This is a genomic window from Cupriavidus sp. F041 (genome assembly GCF_057814235.1).
On record NZ_JBVASY010000003.1, the window covers coordinates 511,106 to 533,865 of the forward strand.

The window sequence follows — 22,760 nt, forward strand, 5'->3', positions numbered from 1 at the left end:
TGGCACAGATGCCCAACATACTATCGGTAGAGGGCTTGGGAGACAACCGGATAAGCACGGATCGAACCAAGTGCTGATCCGGTGTATGTCAGGCACGAAGCCGTGCGGCGTGCACGCTCGCGGTTAGGCGAGAATCGCTACAGGGTGCTGACCAATAACTGTGAGCACTTCTGCGCCTGGTGCCTTTATGGGGAAGGCCGTAGCGAACAGGTGCTTGCATGCTTCATCGACCCGCGCGCGGCCATTCGGACCGCGTTATGGCTGTTCACTGCATTCCTTGCGGCGGCATGGCCGATGCGGCGCACCGGGCCTTGGGTGAGCTGACGATCGATTCTTGCCGGTAGTTGTGGGGCTGTCCCTGGCGCGTCGCGCTTTGAGCATCTGATGTGTCCGGGAGAGCGGGGGAAGCCCACTTCCATCGGTCAGCACCGCAGCTTCGCCGTAGGGCCAGCGGGCTAGTGGCCGGGGGAAAGTCGTGGTAGGAGCGACGCCTTCAAGGTAGATCGCCACCCCGGGCATCGCCAGACCTACAAACGGTAGCCAAACGCGCCAGTTGGTTTGACCGCTTCATACCCCGGTGTATCGCGGCATCGGCGGGCCTGTCCCCACGTATCCCGGCAGGGCATGGGCATGGCGCTTTCAGGCAGCGCCACCTAAACCAAGGTATGACTTGGAGCTAGCTGATGCGCTAGCAAAAGCCAACCCACGCATAGAGGCGCGCGCGCACCGTCGCACCTATGCTTCGAGCTAGGGAAATCGAGCCCGCTCGACGATCCCGATAGCAAGGCATGCATCGCACCCGGTCCGTGCAGTTCCACGGAGCAAGGCGCGATCCGCAACGCCATGTTCTGCTTGCCGGAGGTCAGTACCGGCCCATCGACCACAGACCCGAGTAAATCATGACCACACGCACCCAACTCCGCCTTGCCTTCGCCGGCCTCATCGGCGCGAGCATCCTGTCCACCAGCCTGGCCCAGGCTGCCGACCCGCGTACCAGCCCCGACAGCGCAGACCGGTACGGCTACGACGTCAACGTCAAGAGCAAGCACGACTCCTTCACGGATGGTGCGCGCAGCGGTCAGACTGACCGCAAGTTCGACCCCTATACCGAGGGCGCCCGCCTGGAAGGGACGTCCCGCCCGTTCGACGGCACGGCGCAAGGCTGATACCAAGGCTGCCCATCACCGCGCGGGCAGCCCCTGTTTCCTGGCGGCAATTCCACCCACGGAGGTCCGTGATGAACAACGTTGCTCTGATGCTTGAGCCCACGCGCGTCGGCGAAGCGGCGGAGACGAGGTTCGTCTCCGGTGTGCCCGGAGATTCAACACCGCCGTGCCCCGGCAGCCGCAGGCATGTCCTGTTGACGGCAGGGTGGCTTGGCATGTGTGCCGCCAGTTGCGCGATGGCTGCGGTCGTCGCGTTGTGGGCGCCGCTTTGACAGCGTGCCAGTGCCAGCGATAGGCGCGCTTCAGGAGAGCGCGCCGGAGACCACGCCAAGCGCTTCGGCCTTGAGCACGAGGTCCGCCAGCGACCTGGATCCCATTTTCTTCATGGCCTGGCCGCGGTGGAGTTTTACTGTGATCTCGCTCAGGTTCATCCCAGCGGCTATCTGCTTGTTCATCAGGCCCCGTACTACCAGCGCCATTACTTCGCGCTCGCGCGGCGTCAGGGATTGATAGCGGCGGCGCAGGTCTGCGCCAGACTGGTCGGAGGTACGGCGTGCTTCGTCGCGCGCCAGCGCGCTGCTGACCGCATCCAGCATGTCCTGGTCGCGGAATGGCTTGGCCAGGAAATCGGTGGCACCCGCTTTCATGGCCTTCGCGGTCATGGCGACATCGCCGTGCGCGCTCATGAAGACAATGGGGATGGGCATGCCGCCCGCGGTAATCTGTCCCTGAACCGCCAGGCCGCTCTGGCCCTTCAGGCGCACGTCCAGCACCAGGCAGTTCGGCGCGTCGGCCTGCTTGTGCGCGAGGAATTCCTGCGCCGAGGCGAAGGCCTCGACGTGCAGGCCGACGGAACGCAGCAGCATGCTGAGCGCCGCCCGCATGGAATCGTCGTCGTCCACCACGTAGACAACGGGAGTGCCACCTGGCTTATTGCTCATTGTCCTTCCTCGTGCTGAATCGGCAGCACCACTTGCAGCGACGCGCCACCGTCATCCGGGGATTCCGCCCAGATCCGGCCCCCGTGCGCTTCGACGATCGAACGGCAGATGGACAGGCCCATGCCCATGCCATCCGCCTTGGTGGTGAAGAATGGGTTGAACAGGTGCTCGGCATCCCCAGCGAGCAACCCGTTGCCTGAATCGCGGACCGTCAGCTTCACCTGCTCCGGTTCGACCTGGCAGGTGCTGATCCACAGGCGGCGCCGGCGGCCGCTCATACAATCCATCGCCTGCACGGCGTTCACCACCAGATTGACCAGCACCTGTTGCAGCTGCACGCGGTCACCGCGGATCAGCGAAGGCGGTTCATCCAGCTGCAGCATGGCTTCGATGCCATGGTCCTGCAGCTCGCGGCGCAGCAGTTCCACCGATTCTCGCGCCAGCGCGTTCAGATCGACTTCGGCATAGCTGGGATCGCGCTTTTGGGCCATCGCACGGATCTGGCGGATGATCTCGCTGGAGCGCTTCGCGTCGCAGATCATCTGCCGGATCGATCGCGTGGCTTCGTCGATGTCAGGCTGCGGGCGGTGCAGCCATCGCAGCGCGGCATCCGCGCAGGTGACGATGGCCGCGATCGGCTGGGCGACCTCGTGGGCAATCGAGGCAGCGAGTTCGCCCAGTGTAGTGATGCGCGTGACATGGGCCAGTTCGGTCAGCGAGCGCTGCAGCGCCTGTTGCGTCAGCGTGGCCTCCGTCACGTCCATCAGGGCTCCGACATACTCGAGTTGGCCTGCGGCAGCGGTGGTTAGCCTGGCCACCAGGTGCACATGCTTGACCGAGCCGTCCGGCATCAGCAAGCGGTGCATGACGTCGATGCGCGGCACACCCGCCCGGATCTGCGCGCGGACTTCCTGTACCAGCGCCAGGTCGTCCGGGTGTGTCCGCTTCAACAGGTGATCGGAGGTGGGCTGTACGCCCATATCGTAGCCCAGGATGCGGTAGGCCTCGTCCGACCAGGTCATTTCCTCTTCCGGCAGCCTCAGCGCCACGCTGCCGGTCTTGCTGAGCCGCTGCGCCTCGGCGAGGAAGGCCTCGCTGCGTGTCAGCGCGGCTTCGGCCTGGTGGCGTTCGGTAATGTCGTTGCTCGTAGCGAGGATGGCGGCCGGCTTGCCGGACTGGTCTCGCCACAGCGCCCACCGGCTGGAAATGGTGAGCGGCTTGCCGTCGCGGCGCGTGCGCTGCAACTCGCCGTCCCAGCGTCCGGTCCGCAGCAGTTCGGCTCGGATATGTTCCACAGGGACGGGAAAGCGGGTCTGCGTCAGCCGGTGGACCGACTGGCCCATGGCTTCATCCGCAACCCAGCCGTAGACCTCCTCGGCGCCGCGGTTCCAGAAAGTGACGCTGTCGTTCATGTCGTACACGACGATGGCGTCATGCGTCAAGTTGAGCATCTGGATCTGCTCGCGCAGGCGCGCCGTGCTGGCCAGATTGCGAATCGCCAGCAGCGACGTAATCGTGATCGCCAGCACGCTGAATACGCAGCGCGCCAGCGAGCCGGCACTGTCGTTAAAGTCCCGAGAAAGCGCGAACCCGACCAGCGTCAGGACAACACAGGCCACACCCACGGCAAGGGTTCTCCGCCGCGATCCGCCCAGCGCGACCAGCAGTACCACCACCACGTAAAGTACGGCAATGGCGATATCCAGCGGGGTCAGTGCATCGAACAGGAAGACGGCCAGCGCGAGCACCAGCGCGACCAGCGACTGCGCTCGCGTGCGGGGGCGTGCCGGGCCGATGGCGGGGAATGACTCGGTCATGCCGGACCTCTCGGGGCTGGCGGCCCAGCCGAAGACAGACGGGAAGGGAAAACGACGCGCTCGCTTCATGGGGGCTCGATGACATGGTTTCCTCGCGCTGGCGGCATGCCAATGCGCGAAACCCATGCCGGCCGGCATGGGTTGTAATCTGGCGCTTCGCCTTGCATGCCGATGCCAGGCATCGGCGCGCGCGGACCAATGCTCATTGCGTCCGTCCGATTGCCTTCACTGCCTCTCCTCCCTCGTGCAACTGCTACAGCTCGAGGGCCGACTCGCGCGTTATCTGCTCCAGGCATTCACATACTGCGGCGCCATCGACGGGTTTGCAAAGGAAAGACCTTGCCCCGCACTCCAGCGCTTGCTTGCGGATGGCCTCGGTACAGAAGGCCGTGACAAAGATCACCGGTACGAGGACGTTGGCCTGGGCGAGCGCCCTTTGCATTTCAAGGCCGGTCATGCCCGGCATCTGGATATCGGAGATCACGCACGCCACCTCGGCGGCACTGCCAGAATCCAGGAAATCACGCGCCGAGGAAAACGGGCGGGCTTCCCAGCCGAGCGAGCGGACCAAGCTTGATGTTGCCAAGCGGACCGATTCGTCGTCGTCGACGATCGCTACTGTCTGATTGTTGTACAAGCGACTACCTCTGCCAAGCTGAGCAACGGGTCCGCGCACCGACCGTGGGCGGGATCCACATCCTATGCCGGTATCTTATGTGCGCTGCTTGCCGGGTGGAATTACATGAAGGTATAGGTATTGGCTGCGCCCCGGCCGCTGCGTCTCCCGACGTATCTGGTCGGCGGCACTTTATCAGCGCCGTTCCGCCTGCCATGGAGGCACTGGCCCGGCAATAGTGTTTGTCCGCACACTTGGAGTCACCGCATGGCGTGCCCTTGGCAGTGCTGCGGTGTTCCAGGCGGGAGCATCGAGAAGGGTGCAGCGTCCATCAGGGACGGCTCGTGCACAAGGACGTCAAGCCGGCAAACATCCTGGTGAATCCCGACGGTGGTGAAGTTCGGCTCACGGGTTTCGGCCTCGCCTCGCGGCTTGAGCTTGGAAGATGCGCTATCGAAATCGATAGTGCTGTTTCATCACGACGGCCGGGACGGGCGCCAACACGCTTGGCTGCCTACGACATTTGTAAATGGACCCACCTGGTCCATGCCGACACTCCAGCTATATGTAATAGCGAAGCTTCGTCTTTGTATCTACCATCCAACCAGCTTGAAGCCGTGACCGAGTCAGACACGATCCAAGGATGAGCATTTTTTTTCCAGCTGTGCGAGGGGTCTTAGCACGAATTGCGAGGAACCCGTCGATACATTGCTGGATTGCATTAGCGTCCTTTGTCTCAATCGACTGGCATGGCATGCGTTCGGTTTTAGAAGTCGTTTTGGTGGGCCTCTGGATGTGCCGAGGTCGTGCCGCGCTCGGCATACCCGCCTCGGCGAGACACATTGGGCCCGCGCGTCATCCGATGCGGTTGATGGCAAAAAAACCCATTCCCAGTTGTTCCGGGGACTCAGACCCATCCATCCAAAGTGCCCGCAGTTGCGAACGGCGCCATACGACGCGTCGCGCTGTCGCCCGGCAGTCGTCCACACGAAGCGTTGATCCGTCCGCGACTCGTGATTCGCGTTTCAACACAGGAGACATCCATGGCTGTTTCTGCCCTCCCCTTGACACCTGCTGACCAGGTCGAGCGTGCAGGGACGCTGACCAATGTCTTGTACGAGAAGAAGGGTCCCATCGGCTACGTGACATTGAATCGGCCCAAGGTTCTCAATGCGCTGAGCCAGGGCACGCACCGCTCACTTTCAGGGGCGCTGAGCCCGTACACCATGGACGACTATTAACAGGAAAAAACTATGGCAAGTGACAATATCTTTTCTGGCCTGAAGGTGGTGGACCTCGCCAGCTTCATCGCAGGTCCCAGTGCCGCGGTCATCCTTTCCGACTTCGGTGCCGATGTCATCAAGGTGGAGCCTCCGGCGGGAGATCTTTGGCGACATGCCCATGAGCTACCGCCGCAGCCACAGGCGAAGGATCCCTATGCCTGGCACCTGGCCAACCGCAATAAGCGCGGCATCACACTCAATCTGAAATCTTCGAGTGCTCAGCCGGTCCTGCAGCGCCTTATCGAGTGGGCTGATGTGTTCATTGTCAACACGCCGCACCCCGCACGCAATCGATTGAAGCTCGAATATGACGACGTGGTGCAACACAACCGCCGCCTGATCTATGCGGATGTGACGGGCTTCGGCGAAAAAGGGCCGGACGCCGACCTGCCGGGCTTCGACATCACTTCCTACTGGGCGCGCAGCGGATTGCTGTCCATGACACGCGATGCCGGCGCCCCGCCAACCTGGCCGGTGGCCGGCAGCGGTGACAATGCGACCGCCGTGGGCCTGTATTCTGCCATCGTCACGGCGCTCTATCGCCGGGAGCGCACGGGTGAAGGTTCGTACGTCACGACATCACTGCTTGCGGAGGGCGTCTGGGCCGCGAGCGTTTCGATCCAGGCCGCACTGTGCGGGGCGACGTTCTATGGGCTGCACGATCGCAAGCATCCCGCCAATGCGGCCCTGAACGTGTACCGCGCTGCCGATGACACCTGGTTCGTTCTCATCGTCATGCCGGACAAGTTCCAGGAGGTGGCGCAAGCTCTGGGCCGCAAAGACATTTTGACGGATCCGAGGTTCTCGGATCCTGCGAAGTTGATGACAAACATGCACCAGCTGACGGCGATTCTCGATGACATGTTCGCAGCGCAACCCATGACGCATTGGCAGCAGATCTTCGAAAGCGTCAACGTTACGTTCGGCGTCGTGCGCGGTCCGCAAGAAGTCATCAACGACCCACAGCTTCGGCTCAATGACATTGTCGTTCCACTCGAAGGCGCCCCCGGCAACCTGACTTCCACCATCAGCAGTCCAATACAAGTGCATGGCGTAAGCAAGGTGTCGGCCAGGCGCGCCCCGTCTCTTGGCGAACACAACGAGGATGTTTTGAAGGACCTCGGCTTCGGCGCGAGGGATATCGATGCATTGCTGTCGAGCGGTGCCCTTGGGAAGATGAAGGAGGAGCAGCGATGAATCAATCAGCCGGTCGCTTGTTCGTACTTGACTTGAGCGGCGGCCGAATCTTCTCCATGAATCCGGACGGCTCTGATCTGAAGACCCTGGTCACGGGATGCCGCCACCCGGATGGCATCGTGTTGGATCTGGAGAAGGGGCATGTCTATTGGACGGATATGGGTGTTCCCGATCGCAACGATGGGATGATCGAACGCGCGGATCTTGACGGTCGTAACCGCACGACGATCATTCCCGAGGGCGCCACCTACACGCCGAAGCAGATCCATCTCGATAGCAAAAATCGCAAGCTCTATTGGTCGGATCGCGAAGGCATGCGGGTCATGCGCTCGAATCTCGATGGCTCGCACATCGAAACGCTCGTGGAAGCCGGCCGCGGCGATGGCGACCGCGCAGATCCGTCGAACTGGTGTGTGGGTATTACGGTTGACGCTGAGCGGCGGCACGTCTACTGGACGCAAAAAGGCCCGGACAATGGCGAACGCGGCCGCATCTTCCGCGCGAATCTCGAGATTCCCTCGGGACAAAACGCCGCCAATCGTCAAGATATTACCGCTTTGTTCGACGGACTGCCGGAGCCGATCGATCTGGAGCTCGACCTGGAGAATCGCCATCTGTATTGGACCGATCGCGGCGATCCCCCGCGCGGCAACACTGTGAGCCGCACATCCATTGACGGCAAGCCGACCCAGGAAATCGTGCTGAACGATCTGATGGAGGGAATCGGCCTTGCGTTGGACGTTCCGGGCAATCGCATGTTCGTGACCGACCTGGGCGGCTCGGTCTACTCCGCTGAACTCAATGGGTCGCCGAAACGAGTACTGGCCTACATGCAGGGAAATCTCACGGGCGTGGCCTACGCGAAAATCACTCCGACGGAGAAATGATGACGAACTTTGACAAACCTATTCGCCGCATTGCCATCGTTGGCACCGGAGTCATCGGTGCCAGCTGGGCTGCACAGTACCTGGCCAGCGGCTTCGACGTGATCGCGACCGATCCGGCGCCGGACGCGGAAGCCAACTTGCGCAAGTTCGTGGACGATGCCTGGATGGTGCTCACGCGCATCGGGCTGACTCCCGGTGCTTCGCGTGACCGTCTGGAGTTTACGCCCGATATGAAGCAAGCGCTGGCGAAGGCCGACTTCGTGCAGGAGAACGGTCCGGAACGGCTGGACTTCAAAATCAAGCTCTACGCTGAGATGGACGCCGTGACGCCGCCCGATTCACTGATCGCGTCGAGTTCCTCGTCGCTGACCATGAGTGCTGTTCAGTCAAAGTGTGAGCATCCGGAACGGTGCGTCATCGGACATCCGTTCAATCCCCCGCATGTTGTGCCGCTCGTTGAAGTTGTGGGCGGTGCAAAGACATCGCCGGCGGCCATCGAAAAGGCGATGACGTTCTATAAGTCCATCGGTAAGCGGGCGATTCTCTTGCGCAAGGAGGTCCCCGGGCACGTCGCGAACCGACTCCAGTCGGCGCTGTATCGCGAAGTGTTGTATCTCGTCGAGCAGGGGGTGCTCAGCGCGGCTGACGCGGATGACGCGGTGAGCTGGGGGCCGGGGCTTCGCTGGGGCGTGATGGGGCCAAGCCTTCAGTTCCACCTCGCCGGTGGCGCCGGTGGCATCCAGCATTTCATTGACCATCTGATGCCCCCCGTGCTTGAAGCTCTGTGGAAGGAACTCGGGACTCCGCGGCTTACCCCCGAGTTCAAACAAAGATTGGCTGACGAAGTACAGCAAGAGGCCGCCGGGCGTTCGGTCGCACAGTTGGCGGAGGCGGAAAACGAGATGCTGGTCGGTCTGCTTCGCTTGCGATCCGGGCGCAGCTGAGCGTGGCGGACACCGTGGCGGCGCAAGTCGCGACCCGTCGCGTGGTCGTCCGTGCGCACCAACCGAAAACAAGCTCGATGGCACAAGCGCGTTGATCGAGAAGCGGCGGCCGAGGTCTAGCGATCGCAGGGCCTTTGGCTCCCTGCATGCGGCATGACCGCACGCTGCTCGCTCGCGTGTGCGTCCCCATTAGCCACGAGTGGTTCTAAACACGAAAGAGATTGGAGCATAGCAATGAGTTACACCGCACCCGTGAAAGACATGCTGTTCACCATGTCAGAGCTCGCCGGACTCGAGCGCGTGTCCGCCTTGCCCGGCTTCGAGGACGCCACGCTGGAAACTGCGCAGGCGGTCATCGAAGAATGCGCGAAACTATGCGGCGACGTGCTTGCGCCGCTTAACGCTGTAGGCGACACGCATCCGAGCACCTGGAAGGACGGTACAGTCACCTCGCCGCCCGGCTTTGCCAATGCGCTCCGTCAATTCGCATCCGGCGGATGGCAGGGTGTAAAGCACCCGGTCGAGTACGGCGGCCAGGGGTTGCCTCAACTGATTGCGACGCCATACTTTGAGATGACCAACGCGGCCAACCTGGCGTTCGCGCTTTGCCCGATGCTGACCGACGGCGCGATCGAAGCGCTGCTGACGGCTGGCAGCGAAGAACAGAAGCAGCGCTTTGTACCGAAGCTCGTCTCGGGCGAGTGGACCGGCACGATGAACCTCACCGAGCCGCAGGCAGGCTCCGACCTCGCCTTGGTACGCACTCGCGCCGAGCCGCAGGGAGACGGTACGTACCGCCTCTTCGGCACGAAGATCTTTATCACATGGGGCGAGCACGATATGGCGAAGAACATCGTCCATCTCGTGCTGGCGCGCACGCCGGATGCGCCGGAAGGCGTGAAGGGAATTTCGCTATTCATCGTGCCGAAGTTCCTCGTGAACGACGACGGCTCGCTCGGCGAGCGCAACGATGTGCAATGCGTGTCGATCGAGCACAAGCTCGGCATCAAGGGAAGCGCGACGGCGGTGCTCCAGTTCGGCGATCATGGCGGCGCGCTCGGCTATCTCGTTGGCGAGGAGAGCCACGGCCTCGAGTATATGTTCATCATGATGAATGCGGCGCGCTTTGGCGTCGGTACGCAAGGGATTGCCCTTTGCGAAGCGGCCTACCAGAAGGCCGCCGCCTATGCGAAAGAGCGCGTGCAGAGCCGGCCGGTGGACGGCTCGGCCATGCAGTCCGTGGCGATCATCCGACATCCCGACGTTCGGCGAATGCTCGCGACAATGCGCGCGCTGACCGAAGCCGCCCGCGCCCTTGCGTACGTAGCGGCTGCGCACGCCGATATCGCGCACCGTCACCAGGATGCGGCAACCTGTGCCGAACACCAGGCGATCTATGAATTTCTCGTGCCAGTCGTGAAGGGTTGGAGTACCGAATCGGCGCTTGAGGTGACGAGCCTGGGCGTGCAAGTCCACGGCGGCATGGGCTTCATTGAAGAAACAGGCGCGGCGCAGTATTACCGCGATGCGCGCATCCTCACGATCTACGAAGGCACGACCGCGATTCAGGCAAACGATCTCGTTGGCCGCAAGACGCTACACGACCACGGTGCGGTCGCGCACGCGTTGTTGGCCCAAATCGGGTTGACGATCGATGAGCTGCGTGCCGAGCAGGGCAAACCGTTCGAGTCGATGTACAAGCATCTCGCGCAGGGGCAGCGCTCGCTGAAGGCGGTAGTCGAGTTTGTTGTCGCGAATGCGCTGCACAATCCGAATGCGGTATTCATCGGCAGCGTCCTGTACCTGAAGCTTGCGGGTATTGTACTGGGCGGGTGGCAGATGGCCCGCTCCATGCTCGTCGCCTCGCGCAAGCTGTCTGATGACCCCTCATTCCACGAAGCGAAAATCGCGACCGCCCAGTTCTTCGCCGAATACTTGCTGCCGCAAGCGGTTGCGCTCGAGGCATCGATCACGGGCGCGGACGGTTCGGAAGCCGTGTTGGCCCTTGCGGATGATCAGTTTTGACGGGAGCGTTAGGATGGCGACCGTAATCGGGGCAGAAAGCCCCTCCGCACGATGGATCGAGCAGTACGGCCCACGCGACGCTTAAGGCGGATCGCCGCGGCAAGGCCGGCTGGGCCGCCGCCCACGATGACGGCGTCGTACCCTATGCCGGCCCGGAAAGCCGCTATTGTCCCGCGGCAGTCTACGAGTTCGTCAAGAGCGAGGATGGCAGCGATCGCCTGGTCATCAATGCGCAGAACTGCGTGCATTGCAAGACCTGCGACATCAAGGACCCGACGCAAAACATCGTGTGGGTTACGCCTGAGGGAGGAGGGGGGCCGAATTATCCGAACATGTGAAGGAAGGAGCCCGATACCCTGTGCTCCGGCGCTCAAATGAAATCGGCGTCCCGCGGGCGTCATTCGGCAGCGAACCGGCATTAAACGATCCAGGAGAGTATGTCGTGAAGATTCTCGTACCAGTCAAACGTGTCGCCGATGCGAACGTAAAAGTGAGTGCCAAATCGGATGGCACGGGCGTCGACATCGCAAACGTAAAGATGTCGATGAACCCGTTCGACGAGATCGCAGTTGAGGAAGCTGTGCGCTTGAAGGAAGCGGGCGTGGCAACCGAGGTGATCGCCGTCTCGGCGGGCGTGGTGCAGGCGCAGGAGACGCTGCGCACGGCGCTCGCAATCGGCGCGGATCGGGCCATTCTGATCGAGTCGAACGAAGAGTTGCAGCCGCTGGCGGTGGCAAAACTCCTCAAGGCGCTGCTCGACAAGGAAGCGCCGCTGCTTGTGATCCTTGGCAAGCAGGCGATCGACGACGACTCGAACCAGACCGGCCAGATGCTTGCCGCGCTGGCGGGCCTGCCGCAAGCTACCTTTGCTTCGAAGGTAGCGATCGCTGACCGTCGTGCAGTCGTGGAGCGCGAGGTGGACGGCGGCACGGAGACGCTGTCGGTGGTGCTTCCAGCCGTGATCACGACCGACCTGCGCCTAAATGAGCCGCGTTACGTGACGCTGCCGAACATCATGAAGGCGAAGAAGAAGCCGATCGAGACCATCAAGCCTGAAGACCTCGGCGTCGACATCACGCCGCGTCTGAAGACGTTGAGAGTGACCGAGGCGCCCAAGCGCAGCGCAGGCGTGAAAGTACCAGACGTGAAGACGCTGGTGGAGAAGCTGAAGACCGACGCGAAGGTTCTCTGATAGAGGGGTAAGGAAAATGACGATTCTTGTAATTGCCGAACACGACAACGCGTCGGTCAAGGGCGCGACGCTAAGCACTGTTGCCGCCGCGCAGAAGATCGGTGGAGAAATCCACTTGCTCGTGGCGGGCCATAACGCGCAGGGCGCCGCCGAAGCGGCCGCGAAGATTGCTGGCGTCGCGAAGGTGATGCTCGCTGACGCTCCGCAGCTCGAGGCGGGGCTCGCAGAAAACGTCGAAGCGACGGTACTCATCATCGCCAGGAACTACTCGCATATCCTCGCGCCGGCGACCGCGTACGGCAAGAACGTCGCGCCGCGCGTGGCGGCGAAGCTCGACGTCGCTCAGATCAGCGATATCACGGCGGTGGTCAGCGCGGACACCTTTCAAAGGCCGATTTACGCAGGAAATACGGTAGCGACTGTGCAGTGTCAGGATCCGATCAAGGTCATCACGGTGCGCACGACGGGTTTCGATGCGGTCGCGGCGGTTGGCGGCAGTGCCGCGATCGAAAAGATTGAAGCTCCCGCGGACAGCGGCATGTCGCGGTTCGTGCTCCGCAAAGTGACGAAGCTCGACCGCCCTGAACTGACGAGCGCGAACATCGTCGTTTCAGGCGGCCGCGGCCTCGCCATCGGCGAGAACTACACGAAGGTGCTTGAACCCCTCGCGGACAAGCTAAACGCGGCGCTGGGCGCGTCGCGTGCGGCCGTGGAAGCTGGCTTTGCGCCGAACGATTATCAGGTCGGGCAGACCGGCAAGATCGTCGCGCCGCAGCTCTATATCGCGGTGGGCATCTCCGGCGCGATTCAGCATTTGGCTGGCATGAAGGATTCTAAGGTGATCGTCGCGATCAACAAGGATCCTGAAGCGCCGATATTCAGCGTCGCCGATTTCGGATTGGTGGGTGACCTTTTCGATATCGTCCCGGAACTGGTCGCAGCACTGAGTTAACCGGAGTCGTCGGCACATGGCATCGCCATGCCATGTGCCTGGTCACGCAAGATCACCGAAGAGGTTATTGGCCGCGAGTGGCTCGCCGACGAGGGGGACGCGAGCAACGCCTGGACGATGCCGACTTCGAGAAGGCTTTGATTGGGAACAGGAAGCGGCAGGTGTGGGACCGGGGTCTTTTGCATCCTAATTCCTGGATGCCGGTGACGGTGCTGTCGAGCAGTTGAGATTGAGCGGAAAGAATCAGCTTACATAACGTCCGCTGATGGGATTGTTTCCATCACGGCGGCCAGAATCATTGCCTCGGCGTTCGGCGGGGCAGGAAGTTTCAGGCGAGGACGAAACACGGCATCACCTTTGGCAATAACCTGCCCGCTCACTGCGCAGATTCCACTGTTCCGCGCGATAGCGCGTTGCCACTGTTGCGCGCCATAATGGCCGGTGGTCGAGTCGCTCCACGCCACGGTGGCAGAAGCCTGACCGTGTCGTTCCAATATTTTGACTGCGCACCTCTGGAAGGAATCGTGGCGATACTCTGGGCGCGCAGGCTGATTTCTCGGTACGTGGATCCCTCCATCAGGGCTGAGAAGGGTCATGGTGTGGAACCAGGCGCGATTGGCTTTGGAAACTATCTGCATGGTGGTGCTCCTTCGAACATCGAGAAAGCTCAGCGGCAAGGTGTCGTGAGGTGAGTTCGACCGGGCCACTCCCGACTGGGAAATCGGCTGAGTGGCGGCGTCGCCGTGCATGGACGGAGCTACGTGCCGGAAACGGAGCGTGGACAGATCAGCGTATTAGCGCTCATCGAGCCGGGACTCCCTTCACCGTCCTTACCTGGCTTTGATAATACTGGAAGGGGGAAGGACGGCCATTACATAAATGTGGAATCAGCTACGTGTGTGGCGTCCTCCAATGGAGTATCTAATGCTCGCTGGCTTCGATGGTTGCGAGCGGCAACGCAACGGTCAAAGCGAAGCCTTGATTGGGTGCGGTCTTGATCCGGATGGAGCCGCCGAGGCGCGCGGCACGCTCACGCATTCCCAGCAGGCCGAAGGCGTTTGCGTTGGGGTGCGCGTCACTCGGGCTACCACGGCCGTTGTCTATGACGCGTACTATGCAATTCGTCTCGTCGCGCACGATTTCGAGCGTCACTGAGGTCGCACCCGAATGGCGCGCGACGTTTGTCAGCGTTTCCTGGACGATTCGAAACACCGCCGTGCCGCCCTCGTGATTGAAGGCAATGTCATCCGCGTCAATTCGGCGGACCACCTGTAAGTCGTGGCTCGCTGAAAACTCATCGATTAGCCAGTTGACTGCTGGAACCAGGCCAAGGTCGTCGAGCATCGTGGGACGCAGACCTGCCGCAATCCGCCTTACCGAACCAATGATTTGGTCGATCAGTAAGTAAACTTTGTGCAAGTTGGCAAGCGGCGCGGGCGTCTCAGCAGCCATAAGCTGGTCTTCGATCTTGGCGGCTTCCACTTTCAGCGTCGCCAACTGCTGCCCAAGATCGTCGTGCAGTTCGCGTGCGATATGATTCTTCTCCTCCTCCCGTACGTGCTGAATATTCGCCGACAGGCGCTGCAGTTCTTCGCGCGATTCGCGCAGTGCGTCATCAGCCCGTTTCCTATCTGTAATATCCATGATCCAGCCCACCATGCGATAAGGCTGATCGGAATCGTTCCACAGTGCTTGCCCACGAGACTGAACCCACCGGAAATCGCGCGACTTGGTTTGAACTCGATACTCCTCGTCGTAGACGCGTTTATGCTCCAGATGCGCTATAAGGCTGGCGGATACCCGATCGGTGTCTTCCGGGTGAATGGCATCCCGGAGCACTCGCGCTTCATTAGGCAGTTCGCTATCCTCGTAGCCCATGATTTTCTTGAAATAGGGCGAAATATACATTGCACCAGTCTGCAGATTCCAATCCCACAACCCCGCGGTAGCTCCGGCCACGGCGAGTTGAAATCGCTCCTCACTCGCTCTAAGAGCCGCCGCGATGTGATGACGTTCGATGGCGTAACGAATTGTGCGACCCAGCTCCGACGGATGGATATCTCGCTTTAGAAGGTAGTCTTGCGCACCTTCCTGTATGGCCAGTAAGCCGACCGATGCGTCGTCCAGACCCGTGAGAACCAGTACCGGAACATCCGGCGATAGCCGAATGAATGTTCTGACTGTGTCCAGCTTCTGGGCATCGGGCAGTCCAAGATCCAGAAGCACGACATCGAAAGGCATGGATTGTGCGCGAGCCAGGCCGTCCGACAGACGTTCGGCCCGAACCAGCCGATGCTCGAATTCCACCACATCCGCCAGCGCCATTTCAATCAAGAACGCATCGCTGATGCTATCTTCGAGCAGGAGAATCCCGATTTCCTTCGACGTACTCATGGTTCGCTGGGCGGCAGCGTCACTATGCCAAACCAGAACTCATTGATGCTTCGTACGACGTCGATGAATTTGTTGAAATCAACCGGCTTCGTAATGTAACAATTGGCATGGAGCCCGTATGATCTCGCCACATCCTCCTCTGATTTGGAGGTGGTCAGCACGACCACTGGGATGTTCATCAGTTCCGGATCCGTTTTCACATCCTCGAGCACTTCCCGCCCGCTCTTTCGCGGTAGATTGAGATCGAGAATGATGAGTCCCGGACGGGGTGCGGCGCAGTGTTTTCCCTCATGCCTCAGGTATTCCATTGCCTCCACGCCGTCGTCTACCACATGCAGCGGATTCAGTACCTTGAAATATTCAAGCGCTTCACGTGTCATCATCACGTCAGTGGGACTGTCTTCCACGAGGAGGATATGAAGGAGTTCGTCGGATGCGTTGGTAACCATGGTGGCCGTTGGGATGTTATCGCGACGGAGTTCCGTCATCCACCTTCGCGTACAGAGTAAAAAAGAACGTCGTGCCCTTATCCGGAGCGGACTCGACCCAGATGCGGCCGCCGTGCTGTTCAACGATTCGCTTGCATAGGGCAAGACCGATTCCCGTGCCGGGATGTTCGGCGCGGGTATGGAGGCGCTGGAATACCAGAAAGATGCGCTCAAAATACTGAGGGTCGATGCCGATTCCATTGTCCTTGACCCAGAACATCCATGAATCGCCCTGACGTTGGGCACCTACATCGATCTGCACGGGACGGTCCTTGTGCCGAAACTTGATAGCGTTTCCGACCAGATTCTGAAACAACAGCGTCAGTTGCGTGGGAGTCGCAAGCGCCGTTGGCAACGCAGAGCGGCTAATCTGCGCGCCGGCTTCCTCGATCACGACGCTCAAACTCCTTAGCGCCTGAGTAAGTGTTTGTCCGCAGTCAGTCGGCTGCCGTGTATCTACCGATCGACCCACACGGGAATAGGTGAGCAGGTCGTCGATGAGTGCCTGCATGCGGGTAGCGCCATCCACCGCATGCGCTATGAACTCATGGGCCCGTGGATCCAGTTGGCCCTGATATCGGCGTTGCAGCATTTGCAAGGAGCCGGCGACTGCACGCAGCGGCTCTTGTAAGTCATGAGAGGCCACGTAGGCAAACTGTTCAAGGTCGTGATTGGAGCGGGCCAGATCATCCGTCTTTCTAAGCAGTTCCTGCTCCGCACGCTTTCGCGCCGTGATATCGACAATCGCGCTGAGCACAAATACTTCCTCGGGCGTTCTAACCGGATTGAGTCCGATCTCGACCGGGAACTCGGAACCGTCCTTGCGCAGCGCGTAAAGCTCGCGACCAATTCCCATTGGACGGCTCTTAAGGTCCCCATAGAAAGCACTGCGGTAGCCTGGGTGAGCAGCACGGAAGCGCTCGGGCACGAGCGTTTCGATGCTCTTCGCGATCAGTTCGTCGCGCTCATAGCCAAACAGCTTCTCCGTCTGCGCGTTCACGAGAACGATCCGGCCAGCGCTGTCCACCATTACCATGGCGTTGGGCGCCGCCTCCACCACCTGGCGAAAGAGTTCGTTGGTGAGGCCAATTGATGCCTTGCGTGGGTCCATCCAGCCTCCCGGCAAGATTTCGTTGCATTTCAGCAGAAAGCGACGCTTACGCATCTTCACCTGGGGCGCTGCACAGACCGTTTTTCAACGCGTAACGAATGAGTGCAACGTCGTTGTTCATCTGCATCTTTTGATGAATCCGCATTTTGTAGGTGCTGACCGTTTTGGAGCTGATGCTCAGCCCGTTTGCGATCTCGGAGATCGTCTCGCCACTCACAAGCCGTCTGAAGACGTCGAATTCACGATCCGATAGCTGTTCGTGCGGCAACGCCTCGGCGTCCCGGTCCAGGTTGCAGGCCATGCGCTCGGCCATGGAGGGGCTCAGGTAGACGCCGCCGCTCGCGACTTTGGTGATCGCAGTGACCAGATCCGTCATTGCGCTCTCCTTGGTCAGATAGCCCCGCGCGCCGCACTTGAACGCACGTTCCGCGTACTGGTGCTCGCCGTGCATGGTCAACACGATCGCGCGCACGGGCACGTTTTCTTTTTTCAATTGGCGTACGACCTCAAGGCCATTGCGTCCTGGCATTGACAGGTCCACCAGCATGACCTGCGCAGGCGTGCTGCGCCCAAGGCGCAACGCCGCGTTGCCGTCGGCCGCTTCGCCTACCACGTGGAATCCGGTTGCCCTCTCGAGGATATGCCGCAGGCCCTCACGCATCAATGCGTGGTCATCGGCGATCAGTACGCAAATCATGCATTCTCTCTCCACGTTTGTCGCAGACGGCAGTGCAAGGGAACCCGATCTCACGTTCGCCGTTGTCGGCCTTGCATAGCTTGACGCAGCGGGCGGTGGCTTTTCCCCCTCAGAGGCACATCCCATCAGCCTTTCGCCTCAGGGCGAGGCGCGATCCTGGAAAGGCTACAAGGTTGTGCTCGGCTGCGATACTACATATTTATGCAATCCGGGACACGGTGCAGGCGCTTTCAAGCAATCTCTTCATCACTGGCAGAGTGATGTCACATTCTGTGATGGCGGGGACTTGCGAGTCGTTGGCGATTTACCCGCGAAGTTGCGGGCCGTCGATGCGGCGCTCGCCAGGGCGCGCGCGTGCTTTGTCAGGAGGCCGCCGAATGGTGCCATTTCGGCGTAGTACCTGAACAACATCATCGTGCAGGACCACCGCGCGATCAAGCGGCGCACTCGGCCCATGCTCGGTTTCGAGAATTTCCGGTGCGCGTGTATCCCGGGCAAGCCGTTTGCTGGATCGGTGGCGCTTTTTCGACCGCACGTGGCCTTTTCAGGCAAGCGACACAAATCAACTCCGAGCTTGCGAGATCGCGTGAAGAATCGCGTCGCCGCGCGAAGTTAAACTGGCATTTATATATCCGGTCCGTCCGCGTTCGACGGTTACCAGCTGCTGCTCATGCAAGACGCCCAGTTCGACGCGGTCAAGGACATGGGCAAGATTGCCGGCCTTAACGAGCATCAATGTAGCAAGCTCATGCGCGCTTAGCACGTCTGTCTCCATACTAATCTTGAAAGCTGCCGTCTCACCTGAAGCACAACAAGGTTATTTCCTGGCGCACGCTGGACTTCGTTGCTATTTCCGGGGGGAAGACTGTTGATCCAAAGTTTCATGCCAGTATCCATCACAAGTAGAGGTTGGGTCCGGGGGGCCGGCTTTCGAACCGCCGCGGTCAAGCCATGATGCTGACGCCGCCGTCAACAAAGATAGTGTTGCCCGAGATGTGCCGTGCGAACGGTGACGCCAGAGCGGCACAGGCGTAACCGACATCCATGATGTCGGCGAGTTCACCCATCGGCGCGCGCTCGAGCGCCTCGTTGAGCAGCAAATCGAAGTCCTTGAGTCCGGATGCAGCCCGTGTCTTCAGCGGCCCCGGTGAGATCGGATGAACGCGTATGCGTCGCGGACCGAGTTCGCTTGCAAGGTATCGGCAGGATGCTTCAAGCGCCGCCTTGACCGGCCCCATCAAGTCGTAGTTCGGCACGACACGCGTAGCGCCAAGGTAACTCATGGCGAACAGCGACCCGCCCTCGTCCATCAGGGGCGCAGCGAGTCGCGCCATGCGGATGAACGAATGACATGATATGTCCATGGCTTTCGCAAAGCCTTCAGGGGAGCTGTTAATGAGGCCGCCCTGCAGGTCTTGCTTTGGCGCGAATGCGATCGAATGCACGCCGATGTCCATCCGTCCCCATGTTGTTCGCACGACATCGAAAAGCGCTTCCAGTTCACCCGGCTTCGACACATCGAGGGGCATTAGCAGAGTAGCTCCAAGCTCCCGGCTCAGCGGCTCGACGTAGGCCTTCGCCTTCTCGCTCGCGTACGTGAGCGCCAGTTCGGCACCCATTTCGCGAAATGCGCGCGCGCAGCCGTAGGCGACGGAATGCTCGTTTGCGATTCCAAGAATCAATGCTTTCCGGCCGGCAAGCGGCTGATTGGCTACGTCTGGCATTCAGGCCTCCAGTTGTTCAAGATAGTGCGATATTTCTCGCGTTTGCATCTCACAGCGTGCTCCGCCATCAAGGCAGTACAGTCGATTTCAGGGGCTTTTCTCGCAGGGCGAGGCCGAGCCTGCCGGCAACGCGGTCGAGGCGGACCTGTTGCGCCGGCGCGATGTCGCCACGCGTAGCCGCGAGTGCTCGCGCGGCGTCGAGTGCCCGGCGGCGCTCGGACGTTGTCGGGAGCAGTTGCGTAAGGCCCGCCACCGCGCGTTCTTCGTCCCACAGCACGAGGAACGTCTGACGCTTGGCTGCCTGCTTCAGGTCAGCAAGACGGATTGTGCGGTCGAGCCCTGACTCGTGAAGCAACTTGCGCATCGCATTGAACGGACGCTCGTCGACGACATGGAGTTCGCGGCCGCAATAGACCAGTACCCGCATCGCGCCGTCAAGGAAAGTGCCATGCTCGAACGACGCTTCAAGCTCACGGAGCTTAAGGCGCTTGACTTCTTCGTTAAGCCAGCTATCGGCCTCGTGCAGGCGTTGTTGCGCGGACTCACGCTTGAGGCCGACCAGTGCCGCGAGCCACGGTGAATCGTAGACTGCCTTGAACACCATCTCGACTGCGCTGTCGCGGCATTCCCGATAAGTATCGAGCCCATGCGCGATCGAATCCGATATGCCATGCTCGCTTTCAAGCAGTGGGTTCGTGGGCGAAACCGCCTGGCGGTGCGCACGCACTGCATCAGCCGTGATCTTGACACCCCACATCGCCGGATTCAGGTCTGACAGCGTCCAGCGCTCGACGCGTGCAGGGTTCATCAGCCTGGTGCACGCGGCCGTCCACGGATTCGATGCAGCTTTCACAAATGGGGATACAAAATTCTCATAGAGGCTCTGATTGATTTCGGCGATTCGCTTGACAACTTCAAATGCGCGCTCGTCGTCGCGCCCGTCATCGAGTGCAAGTATGTCGTCGATCTCGCGCGCTTCGAAGCGGATCAGGTAGCGCCCCTTGACAAACTCCAATCCCGGCAGATCCGACCGCATATCCTCAATCACCGCCTCATATAAACCGGGCGGCAGAGTATCGATCAGATCGAGCGCGCTGATGAATTCCGCATGCTCCTTCTTCGCGACACCCGCGGAGACGAATATTCCCAAATGACCGATCTTTTCGTTCAGGCAATAGACGATCGTCTGTTCGTGGATTCGGATCTCCTCGACACTGTCGTACAGGTCAGGAATCCAGTTCAGTGCCTGTTGCGGCGGCGTAATGTTGTCGCCCCACGAGGCGAACACGATGATGGGAGAACGGATGTTGCGCAAATCGATACGAATGTTGCCGTCGGCCGACACCACCTCGCCTGCGGACAAACGATTGCCGACGAAGAGGTTTTGCGTGATCCATTCCATTTCTTCCTTGTTCATTAGGAAATGGCCACCCCACCAGCGCTCGAACTCGAGGAAGCGCTCCGCTTCGGTATCGATATTCGCGTAGACGTTGTAGAGCTTGTTCCAGTAGGTGTTCGCCGGATTCATCTGTTCGAAGTTGTTGACCAGATAGGCACCGTCGAACATGCCGTTCCCGAGATCGCCGGCGAGCGACGCGAGCCATGTTCCCCCGAGCATGCCACCTGTATAACGCATCGGGTTCTTGCCTTCGACGCCAGCCCAGTACGAGACGGGCGATCCCGCGAGCAGAATCGGCCCGACGCGCTCGGGCTCTGCTGCAGCCAGAATCAGGAGCGCCCATCCTCCTTGACAATTCCCAATCACGAACGGTTTGGCCTCGGCGTCCGGATGCAATTGGGCTACCCGTTCCAGAAACGCGGCTTCGGCTCGTGCGACGGATTCGATCGTCTGGCCCGGCTCCGGGTACGGGTGGAAGAACAGGAAGTAGCATGGGTGCCCCTGGCGCAGTGCGATGCCGATTTCGCTGTCCATCTTGAAGCCCCCGATACCTGGGCCATGTCCCGCGCGCGGATCGATGACGACGAATGGGCGTTTCATCGGGTCCGGCGCGGCGACGCCATCGGGCGGAATGATGCGGGCCAATGAAAAGTTGACCGCTTGTGGCAGTTCGCGACCATCCGCGACAACTTCGTACTTGAACGCAAGGACTGGCGGTTTGCCGGCACTCGCGTGATCGAGGTAGATGTTTCCTCGCTGGCGCAGCAGATCCAGAAATAATGCGCCCCTTTGCAATGTGTCAGTCGCATATTCGATGATGCAATGGGTCGGCTCGGCAACGCGAGAGACGGTATCGGTCACAGTGGGCATGCGTACGGCTCCGGTGGATAGGGTTGTTTCAAACGCAAACTCGATCTGGGCTGCAGGTAGTATTGGCGCGCCAGAATGTCGCTGCAATGAATCCTGTCTGGATATCCCGTCAGAATTGGCTTACACCAACGGCAGATGATCGAGTTGAGGCGCCACTGCAGGAGAAGGGAGCGCATCGCTTCGACTCGCTTGCCCGTGTCGGCGGACAATGCAGCGAGCTCTATCCAGAAGAGCCGATCGATGACATTCCGTTGATGCCGGTATGCACCGGCCGAGAACTGACCGAAAATCTAATGAGGCAGATTGAGCGGTTGCCCGCCACAGTCTGCGTCGCCACCAGCGGGATCCTCAAGACAACATCGTCTTTTCCTTTGGAAATGCCGTTCAATTCGAACCCACCAAGGGACGGCTAGCCGGCCTTCGCGGCAACGTTGCATGAAGGCCCCGTTTCGTCCGGCGCCTAGCCTTGGTTCGAGAAGAACATGATGTGCACGGTGAGCAAATGCTGATCCCAAGACATCTGGTGCAAGCGCCGTTGCATGCCTAATAGCAACAACTGATTGGCTCCGCCGATTTCAATCAGTACGCCGGGGCGTGACCCATCGCCGTCAATGCGGGTCATCGCGTCGAGTTCGATCCGCGTATATTTCCGCACAAACGCCCGGATGTCTTCGTCGCTCTTGTTCGGCGGCAGATTGCCTATCCACAGCTTCATGCCTTTACCCCTCTAGCCGTTCGAGCGTGTGCTGCGCGAGCGAGGCCGAAGGCGGGTGCGAGCAACGCGCTGAGCGTGAACACGAGGAAATTCATGGCGCCGGCGGCGCTGCCCTTCACGTTCTCCGGATTGACTTCCTTGATCATCGTGACGCCAAGCGTGGACAGCCCGAACGTCGCGCTCATCTCCGGGACCATCACGCCCGGCGCCGAACGCAGCGCATATTGGATGAAGTAGAAGACGTGCGAGGCTAGCCGCGCCATTAAGAAAGGCAAATGGATTGCCTGCGTCGCAGGATTCGGCAAGGTGCGGAGTGCGTCTCCGGTGTTGGTCACTGACATG

At 60.6% G+C, this 22,760-nt stretch carries 20 protein-coding genes and 5 pseudogenes; 13 read left to right on the plus strand and 12 right to left on the minus strand.

Annotation, left to right across the window (positions count from 1 at the left end):
• Positions 1-60: 60 nt before the first annotated feature.
• Positions 61-324: pseudogene (locus ACZY0R_RS40890) on the plus strand (lecithin retinol acyltransferase family protein); the annotation flags it as partial.
• Positions 325-899: 575 nt separating this feature from the next.
• On the plus strand, positions 900-1,166 hold the full coding sequence (locus ACZY0R_RS40895) for a hypothetical protein (protein WP_488867207.1): 267 nt from the start codon (positions 900-902) through the stop codon (positions 1,164-1,166).
• Positions 1,167-1,468: 302 nt separating this feature from the next.
• Here the strand turns inward: ACZY0R_RS40895 and ACZY0R_RS40900 are convergent, their stop codons facing one another.
• The 3 genes from ACZY0R_RS40900 to ACZY0R_RS40910 all read right to left on the minus strand — a co-directional run bounded on the left by ACZY0R_RS40900 (position 1,469) and on the right by ACZY0R_RS40910 (position 4,561).
• Positions 1,469-2,107: a response regulator transcription factor gene (locus ACZY0R_RS40900; RefSeq protein WP_488867209.1), complete on the minus strand. Its 639-nt coding sequence runs from the start codon at positions 2,105-2,107 to the stop codon at positions 1,469-1,471.
• Complete coding sequence (locus ACZY0R_RS40905; RefSeq protein ID WP_488867211.1) at positions 2,104-3,993, minus strand: PAS domain-containing sensor histidine kinase; 1,890 nt, start codon at positions 3,991-3,993, stop codon at positions 2,104-2,106. The genes ACZY0R_RS40900 and ACZY0R_RS40905 overlap by 4 nt, the downstream gene beginning before the upstream one ends.
• 184 nt (positions 3,994-4,177) lie before the next feature.
• Entirely contained in the window at positions 4,178-4,561 is a 384-nt protein-coding gene (locus ACZY0R_RS40910; protein ID WP_488867213.1) for a response regulator transcription factor, read from the minus strand.
• A 356-nt stretch (positions 4,562-4,917) separates the two neighbouring features.
• Between ACZY0R_RS40910 and ACZY0R_RS40915 the strand changes: the two genes are divergently transcribed.
• From ACZY0R_RS40915 to ACZY0R_RS40955, 9 genes and pseudogenes are all read left to right on the plus strand, one after another.
• Positions 4,918-5,187 carry a hypothetical protein gene (locus tag ACZY0R_RS40915; RefSeq protein ID WP_488867346.1) on the plus strand — a complete coding sequence of 90 codons (270 nt, stop codon included), beginning with the start codon at positions 4,918-4,920 and terminating at the stop codon, positions 5,185-5,187.
• A gap of 396 nt (positions 5,188-5,583) precedes the next feature.
• Positions 5,584-5,781: a hypothetical protein gene (locus tag ACZY0R_RS40920; protein ID WP_488867215.1), complete on the plus strand. Its 198-nt coding sequence runs from the start codon at positions 5,584-5,586 to the stop codon at positions 5,779-5,781.
• Between the two features lie 12 nt (positions 5,782-5,793).
• Positions 5,794-7,020 carry a CaiB/BaiF CoA transferase family protein gene (locus ACZY0R_RS40925; RefSeq protein WP_488867217.1) on the plus strand — a complete coding sequence of 409 codons (1,227 nt, stop codon included), beginning with the start codon at positions 5,794-5,796 and terminating at the stop codon, positions 7,018-7,020.
• Positions 7,017-7,907, plus strand: coding sequence for an NHL repeat-containing protein (locus ACZY0R_RS40930; protein WP_488867219.1), 891 nt, complete (start codon positions 7,017-7,019; stop codon positions 7,905-7,907). Before ACZY0R_RS40925 ends, ACZY0R_RS40930 begins: the two co-directional genes overlap by 4 nt.
• A complete protein-coding gene (locus ACZY0R_RS40935) occupies positions 7,904-8,851 on the plus strand; it encodes a 3-hydroxyacyl-CoA dehydrogenase NAD-binding domain-containing protein (RefSeq protein WP_488867221.1) in 948 nt (315 codons plus the stop codon). The genes ACZY0R_RS40930 and ACZY0R_RS40935 overlap by 4 nt, the downstream gene beginning before the upstream one ends.
• 234 nt (positions 8,852-9,085) lie before the next feature.
• Positions 9,086-10,876, plus strand: coding sequence for an acyl-CoA dehydrogenase (locus ACZY0R_RS40940; RefSeq protein ID WP_488867223.1), 1,791 nt, complete (start codon positions 9,086-9,088; stop codon positions 10,874-10,876).
• 143 nt (positions 10,877-11,019) lie between these two features.
• Positions 11,020-11,214: pseudogene (locus ACZY0R_RS40945) on the plus strand (4Fe-4S dicluster domain-containing protein); the annotation flags it as partial.
• A 104-nt stretch (positions 11,215-11,318) separates the two neighbouring features.
• A complete protein-coding gene (locus tag ACZY0R_RS40950; RefSeq protein WP_488867225.1) occupies positions 11,319-12,068 on the plus strand; it encodes an electron transfer flavoprotein subunit beta/FixA family protein in 750 nt (249 codons plus the stop codon).
• A gap of 16 nt (positions 12,069-12,084) precedes the next feature.
• On the plus strand, positions 12,085-13,020 hold the full coding sequence (locus ACZY0R_RS40955; RefSeq protein ID WP_488867227.1) for an electron transfer flavoprotein subunit alpha/FixB family protein: 936 nt from the start codon (positions 12,085-12,087) through the stop codon (positions 13,018-13,020).
• Positions 13,021-13,268: 248 nt separating this feature from the next.
• Here the strand turns inward: ACZY0R_RS40955 and ACZY0R_RS40960 are convergent, their stop codons facing one another.
• From ACZY0R_RS40960 to ACZY0R_RS40980, 5 genes and pseudogenes are all read right to left on the minus strand, one after another.
• A complete protein-coding gene (locus tag ACZY0R_RS40960; RefSeq protein ID WP_488867229.1) occupies positions 13,269-13,658 on the minus strand; it encodes a DUF3331 domain-containing protein in 390 nt (129 codons plus the stop codon).
• A 283-nt stretch (positions 13,659-13,941) separates the two neighbouring features.
• Positions 13,942-15,414: a sensor histidine kinase gene (locus ACZY0R_RS40965; RefSeq protein ID WP_488867231.1), complete on the minus strand. Its 1,473-nt coding sequence runs from the start codon at positions 15,412-15,414 to the stop codon at positions 13,942-13,944.
• Positions 15,411-15,863, minus strand: coding sequence for a response regulator (locus ACZY0R_RS40970; RefSeq protein ID WP_488867348.1), 453 nt, complete (start codon positions 15,861-15,863; stop codon positions 15,411-15,413). The genes ACZY0R_RS40965 and ACZY0R_RS40970 overlap by 4 nt, the downstream gene beginning before the upstream one ends.
• Before the next feature lie 16 nt (positions 15,864-15,879).
• Positions 15,880-16,977, minus strand: a pseudogene (locus ACZY0R_RS40975) (sensor histidine kinase); the annotation flags it as partial.
• A gap of 82 nt (positions 16,978-17,059) precedes the next feature.
• Positions 17,060-17,710: a response regulator gene (locus ACZY0R_RS40980; RefSeq protein WP_488867233.1), complete on the minus strand. Its 651-nt coding sequence runs from the start codon at positions 17,708-17,710 to the stop codon at positions 17,060-17,062.
• Between the two features lie 397 nt (positions 17,711-18,107).
• Here ACZY0R_RS40980 and ACZY0R_RS40985 point away from each other — a divergent pair.
• Positions 18,108-18,200, plus strand: a pseudogene (locus ACZY0R_RS40985) (IS6 family transposase); the annotation flags it as partial.
• 454 nt (positions 18,201-18,654) lie between these two features.
• Here ACZY0R_RS40985 and fabI read toward each other — a convergent pair.
• Positions 18,655-19,434: an enoyl-ACP reductase FabI gene (gene fabI / locus ACZY0R_RS40990; RefSeq protein WP_488867235.1), complete on the minus strand. Its 780-nt coding sequence runs from the start codon at positions 19,432-19,434 to the stop codon at positions 18,655-18,657.
• A 67-nt stretch (positions 19,435-19,501) separates the two neighbouring features.
• Positions 19,502-21,703, minus strand: a complete 2,202-nt coding sequence (locus ACZY0R_RS40995; protein ID WP_488867237.1) for a DUF3141 domain-containing protein — start codon at positions 21,701-21,703, stop codon at positions 19,502-19,504.
• 146 nt (positions 21,704-21,849) lie between these two features.
• Here ACZY0R_RS40995 and ACZY0R_RS41000 point away from each other — a divergent pair.
• Positions 21,850-22,026 (plus strand): annotated as a pseudogene (locus ACZY0R_RS41000) (ferredoxin--NADP(+) reductase); the annotation flags it as partial.
• A 137-nt stretch (positions 22,027-22,163) separates the two neighbouring features.
• On the opposite strand, the gene ACZY0R_RS41005 reads toward ACZY0R_RS41000, so the two are convergent.
• On the minus strand, positions 22,164-22,418 hold the full coding sequence (locus ACZY0R_RS41005; protein ID WP_488867239.1) for an RNA recognition motif domain-containing protein: 255 nt from the start codon (positions 22,416-22,418) through the stop codon (positions 22,164-22,166).
• Complete coding sequence (locus ACZY0R_RS41010) at positions 22,415-22,759, minus strand: hypothetical protein (RefSeq protein ID WP_488867241.1); 345 nt, start codon at positions 22,757-22,759, stop codon at positions 22,415-22,417. Before ACZY0R_RS41010 ends, ACZY0R_RS41005 begins: the two co-directional genes overlap by 4 nt.
• Position 22,760: the final 1 nt, after the last annotated feature.